The 4,757-nt window shown below is 40.1% G+C and carries 3 protein-coding genes and 1 pseudogene; 1 reads left to right on the forward strand and 3 read right to left on the reverse strand.

The window, feature by feature from the left end; genetic code table 11:
• Positions 1-565 precede the first annotated feature (565 nt).
• The gene (locus NGM66_RS14000; protein ID WP_014216285.1) at positions 566-979 is read right to left on the reverse strand and encodes a hypothetical protein; all 414 of its coding nucleotides are present in this window, start codon (positions 977-979) and stop codon (positions 566-568) included.
• Complete coding sequence (locus NGM66_RS14005; RefSeq protein WP_014216286.1) at positions 976-1,860, reverse strand: ParA family protein; 885 nt, start codon at positions 1,858-1,860, stop codon at positions 976-978. Before NGM66_RS14005 ends, NGM66_RS14000 begins: the two co-directional genes overlap by 4 nt.
• Positions 1,861-2,471: 611 nt before the next feature.
• Between NGM66_RS14005 and NGM66_RS14010 the strand changes: the two genes are divergently transcribed.
• The gene (locus NGM66_RS14010; protein ID WP_014216274.1) at positions 2,472-4,001 is read left to right on the forward strand and encodes a primase C-terminal domain-containing protein; all 1,530 of its coding nucleotides are present in this window, start codon (positions 2,472-2,474) and stop codon (positions 3,999-4,001) included.
• An 80-nt stretch (positions 4,002-4,081) separates the two neighbouring features.
• Here NGM66_RS14010 and NGM66_RS14015 read toward each other — a convergent pair.
• Positions 4,082-4,588 (reverse strand): annotated as a pseudogene (locus NGM66_RS14015) (IS5 family transposase); the annotation flags it as partial.
• Positions 4,589-4,757 lie beyond the last annotated feature (169 nt).

The raw sequence follows: 4,757 nt of genomic DNA on the forward strand, positions 1-4,757 counted from the left end.
ACGTTAGAATCCATGTATTAGAAGCTAGCTAATGGGAGAGGACTTCCATTTACACAAAAAATTTGACACTCCCGATTTTTTAATCTACTACGCATTAATTGCAGCGCCTCACGTAATTTCAGCATACTTTTCAACAAGTAGAAGAGCACATTTTTAAATTAGATGTTAAATAGGCGCATTCTGAGAACACTTTCGCTTTTTATAATGGAGTTCTCTCTTTTCCAAAACGCTGCAAGCTTCGAGTAATTAAGGTGGTGTTGATCTACAGCAATTTGAATATGACGAACAATAGCATCATTGATAGCCTGGTAGCTATCAATGATGCTATTGTTCGAGTAAGCGTTATTGATGTTAAAGTGTGAAGATTGAAGAGACGTAATTTTTAACGACTGACTTTTGAAAATTCATACTTGTATGTAAATATGAATTTATGAAAGTATACAAATATGAATATTACAACACGGGATAGAGAGTCTATGACGCTCGTAATCAAGAAGCATAGTGAAGATAGTAACTAGTGGTATCAAATCTAGTTATACAATTATAAATTCATACTTGTATAAACTTATAATTTTTTTCGAGTTCTTTTCTTCTTTTCATCTTTCTCACGTAGTTGGGCTACCTTCATATCAAACATCTGTCGTTCGACCTGACTCATTTTATCAATTTGTGGCTGCATTTGATCTCCAAGTAACTCATAGGTGTAACTAAATGCTGATTGATCAAGTAGTGCCATAAACTGATAATATTGTTCAGCCGGCAAAACTAAAGATTTTCGTTCACTCTTATTACCGAATCCTTGAGTGGACCTAGAGCTATTATTGGTTTCTATAGTTGGTTCAGGTCGATATAGGGTTTTTGGCTGCGGATCAGGTTTGTATGACTTATCGAGTAATCCTGATCCTTTTTTTAATGTATCTTTTTCAGAATTATCTTTTGTGAAAAAACCGGGTTTTTTTTGTCTTGATTCAGTCATCATTTGTCACTCTCCATTAAGTTCACGCGTTCAATGAATTCATTCGTCAGATTATCTAAGAATGAAGTAAAAATATCTTTGTCCCAGTAACTATCATTTCGTAGACCGTTTCGTGGTGCGGATTGTAGACGGCGCTTGTAAGGAACAATTGTCTTAAACATATTTTCTTTTCCAAAGAAGTTCACGGCATCTTGCATTACAGTTTCGTCAATACTTCCGGATCGCTGCATTTGATTCGGTAGAATACCGAGTACATCAGTTGGCACGCCGAACTCGTTTACCTTCTCTGGTAGCTCGTCTGGATTGAAAATGAAGTTGTGGGCCCCGTCCAGAGAATCTGATTGAGTTTGAAAGGCGACAAGGACGTAATCACTCGCTCCTACAGCGGAGTCAGTATAATCAGAAGAGGTTGGTGGTGTGTCAATGAAAATGAAGTCATAGGTTCCACGGCTTTTGAGAGGTTCAAGTAATTCTCTTAAAAAGAAGAGCTTTTTCGATTTAACTTCGTGGTAATTGGCGTCCCCTTCTTCGGCGACACCATACTGTTTGCTAAGATAATTTGTTAGATTCTTTAAATCATAATGGGCCGGAATAAGATCTAAATTTGGGAGTATGTTGACGACTAAATCAGTTAGATCATGGTCTCGGATTCCGGCCATCATTGTTTTGTCTAAGACAAAAACTGAATCTGGTTCGTTATGTTCTTTTGTTACTACGAATGATTTTGTAGTATTGGATTGTGGATCTTCATCTACGACTAGCACATGATAGCCGTGGAGAGACAGGCTGTAGGCTAAGTAACGAGTGATTGTGCTCTTACCGGCGCCACCTTTTTGATTTGCAACAGTAATTGTGAGGGGCCTTTTTAAATTTATTTTTTTCAATTTCTAAGCACCACGCTTTCATAAATGTATGAATTTATAACAAAATAAGTATAACTTGAATTGTTGTTTGTGTCAAGGATCCTATTGCTATTGACAATAACTGCTTTACAAAGGCAATTAGTTCAATCATACATACATGAATTCATTTATTTATAAATTCATGTATGTATGAATTTATAAATATAAAAAAGAAACCTCTTTATTTTGAAGAGATAATGAGGTACACTTCTCTTATAAATAAGAAAAGCGCCAACCAACGGGAATTGGTCAGCACTCGAAAAAAATCTTTTTCAACTATGAAGATTATACCAGCAAAATGGTGAGATGTCGAGAATGGTGTGATTTCAAAACGGTAGGGGACAAGCTGCCGGGTAAAGACTAAGGGGACACGTGTGGTGAGCGACTTCTGCGCAAATTCACTGGATCTTTTTAATTAGATCCGAAGGCGGTAATTTTTAAAATTTAGAAGTTTATTCGGGAGTAGGCGGACTATTCCTAACCTAAGCAACTTGGCATAACGCTGAGTTGCTTTTTTGTCTGCGCTTTTTCGTTTTCTATGTATTTTCTATTAAGCTAATTTAGGTGTTTATTTTGAAGGGAGGTGACGGGCCATGTATGATTTGAAGACAATTCAAGACGCACAAAGACTGGTATTACACGATTCATTACATACATATAAAGTTAAGAATAGTCGGTCTAATATTGCTGGACAAGCCAAGGAAACCTCTACAAAGAAAGGGGCCATTGCGCTCTTCAGCAGTAAGGATTCGATGCAAAAAGCACATGGTGTTGTGGTCACCTCTTTTGAGGCACTTGATGCCATCGCTGATCGTATGACTCACTGGACACCCAATACTTTCAACTGGCTTGGCTATACGCAAAATCGGGCGAGTGTTCGGGGCCACCGGGAAAATAACCTCGCGCAAATTAATAGCCTGGTCGTTGATATTGATTTTTCTGACGCGGCGGAACGTGATGCCCGGGAGCAGGAAGTGTTGAGTGCGGTCACGGTTGCCGATTTATTTATTCCCACGATGATTTTGCGAACGTCTAAAGGGTTCCATGTCTACTACGTTTTTGATCAACCCATGTTTTTGCGGAAGAAACGCGGCCAGTTTCCAGTCTTAAAAGCAGCCCAGAAAATGTCTAGTTTTGTGCGGCAATGGATTCAAAAACGGGTGGCTGGGGTTGATGTAGGCTGCAATAATTTTGGAATTTTCCGAATTCCGCGTCAGGATAATCTGATTTTTTTTGATGCTAATATGTTGATCCAGGTGAGCGCTCTGATGAAGTGGTCACAATATTATGCTGCCCAAGTTCCCGTCACAGATCAACCTGGAGGTAAGGTGATTTCATTGTCTTCTGATGAGGGTCGTCAGGTTGACCAGACCTGGTTTAAAGCGTTATTGAAAGTGACAACAGTTAAGTCGGGGCATGGTTTAGCCCGTCATAACACCGTTATGACACTAGCTTTAGCGATGTACCAATCTAAAGTTTCTCAGCAGCGTGCGAGAGACGTTCTTGACGTGTTTAATTCAAATTTACATGAGCCATTGGTCGATCGTGAAGTTGTACAGTGCGTCAGAGACGCTTATTCAGGTGACTATCGAGGGGCCGCACTGAGTTATGTTCAAGGACTATTGGATCAATGGGTGCCTAATTTTTCAGGTAAAGTCGTTGTTGGGATTGGCTGGCATAAATTTGCTAAGCCACGTGCCGAACGACAATACAGCCATGCTAATGAATGGCGTCAAGATGTGTTAGCATTGATTAATCGAGTAGGAAAGTCTACCACGGCCGTCGCTATATCAACTCGTCAGATTCAAGCAGAGTTAGGAATTTCTCCCGCCAGTTTGAATCGAGTTATGAAACAATTACAAGCAGCATATCAAGTGAAAAAAGTTCAACGTGGTAACCAGCCGGCTTTGCTGACGACGGTAACCATGTTATTTAAGTCGGCTATGGCGAAGCGTCGGACTCAAAGTCAGGTGTGGACAAGGTACTTAACACCACTAGTTCCTACAGTAGCTGTTAGTGGTTATGAGGCCGTTATCGATACGTTAGCGAGATTACATGAACATGATTTGGCGGGAGGCTTAGAGCCGCCATGGGAGTTTGAAAGGAAGCGCAGGTGGGGGTAAAAAGTGCTGCTATCAATTGCCATAGGTATATATCTAGGATAGGGTGCTCCTCTTGTTGGGTGCCTACGCTTAGAAGCTGTCTAGTATCTTTTTAGAAGCAATGAGATAAACGCTAAAGCAATCATTTGCAGACTAGTATTTAGGTGACGTTCGCAGTTTTTCCAAAGCCGGCGACACTTATCCAGCCAGCTAAATGAGCGTTTAATAATCCAACGTTGAGGTAGTACCTCAAACTTATGAAGTTCATTACGCTTAGCCACCTGTACGGTGGCTTTCAAATTAGTGTGAACATCTGCTGCAAAATTAGAACCGGTGTAGCCCCCATCAACTAGGACGGTTGATACTTGGCTTAAGTGGCTACTATTGAGAGCTAACATAGCACTAGCGCCATCACGATCGGATACATTTACTGTCGTTACATGAATTGCCTGAGGTAGTCCATTTATATCAACGGCTAAATGTCGTTTAATACCAGATATCTTTTTACCAGCATCATACCCCTTATGTTCAGCAGTATCAGTATTTTTAATACTCTGTGCATCAATTATGACAGACGTTGTTTTGGCTGAGCGAGATTGTCTGTCACGATAGTCAAAGACAATCTTTTTAAACAATCTTCCAGGATTGAATCCGCGGTTGGTGTCGGTTTAATCGGTAGCGTCAAGAATCTTGTGTAAATGAAATGCCTTCGTACATATAATATGTATCTAACTTAAATAAATGATGCTTCCAAGGTGTCCTGGAGTCCTTTGAACC

The organism is Levilactobacillus yiduensis (assembly GCF_024718525.1).
Taxonomy (GTDB): domain Bacteria; phylum Bacillota; class Bacilli; order Lactobacillales; family Lactobacillaceae; genus Levilactobacillus; species Levilactobacillus yiduensis.

Excerpts from the sequence above, each read along its gene's own strand:
- NGM66_RS14010 (WP_014216274.1), top strand. The coding sequence starts at position 2,472 with ATGTATGATTTGAAGACAATTCAAGACGCACAAAGACTGGTATTACAC.
- NGM66_RS14000 (WP_014216285.1), bottom strand. The coding sequence starts at position 979 with ATGATGACTGAATCAAGACAAAAAAAACCCGGTTTTTTCACAAAAGAT.